The following is an 826-nucleotide window of genomic DNA, read 5'->3' on the forward strand; positions in this document are numbered from 1 at the left end:
CAGACCATGTTGGAAGCACGTATTTAACATCAAGTTTGCGCGCAATTGGCCCATCAATACCATCAACGAGAAGTGCAAGTCCAAGCCAACAAAACATGGCAGTCCACTCTTTTTGAGAGGCGGATATAAGAGAAAGAAATGCTAAAAATGAACCCGAAGCTGTTAGTAAATGAACAGAAAAAGCCTTTGCTTGTGGCATCGTTACTTTTTTATGGCGCAAGAGATCAGCCTTAGTTTTGATTTGTTTTGTTAGCTTCCGTTTCAAGGTTTTCTTATCCTCGTTTCTAAAGTCTTCATCCATCTACCAAAAGCATAAAAAGGTTACTTTTTTATATCGCATTATTTATTACATAATATAATAGAAAAATTTTATACAATAAAAAGAAATTGTTCATTTAGATATGAAAAGGCTCAAGTAGTTATGACATTTGAAGAAAACGAGCATAAAGATATTGCTGTCATTGGTGCAGGTCCTGTTGGTATGTTAGCCGCGCTGAGCCTTGCACATAAGGGGTATTCTGTTTTTCTTATTGGCCCACCTGCTCCTGCAGATGAATTACGGACAAGCGCTCTTATGATTCCAGCAATTCGGATGCTTCAAAAACTCAATATTTGGAATATTGTCAAACACCATGCTGCAGCTTTATCTTCCATTAGAATCATAGATATAACCTCTAGGATTGTGCGTGCTCCTACAGTGAACTTTTCTGCCGCTGAAATTGGTGAAGAGGCTTTTGGTTATAACATACCTAATGTAGCATTAAACAATGCTTTAGCTAATTTTATTACGCATACGCCCAATATAAAAAGATTTTTTTCTTCAGCA

At 36.9% G+C, this 826-nt stretch carries 1 protein-coding gene and 1 pseudogene; one reads left to right on the forward strand and one right to left on the reverse strand.

Annotated features, from left to right (window positions below; genetic code table 11):
• Positions 1 to 301, reverse strand: a pseudogene (locus ACFIK8_RS10760) (phosphatidylcholine/phosphatidylserine synthase); the annotation flags it as partial.
• 120 nt (positions 302 to 421) lie between these two features.
• Here ACFIK8_RS10760 and ACFIK8_RS10765 point away from each other — a divergent pair.
• On the forward strand, positions 422 to 826 hold a 405-nt coding region (locus tag ACFIK8_RS10765), incomplete at its 3' end, for an FAD-dependent monooxygenase (RefSeq protein WP_375669420.1).

The sequence above is a fragment of the Bartonella sp. MR168JLCBS genome (assembly GCF_042194175.1).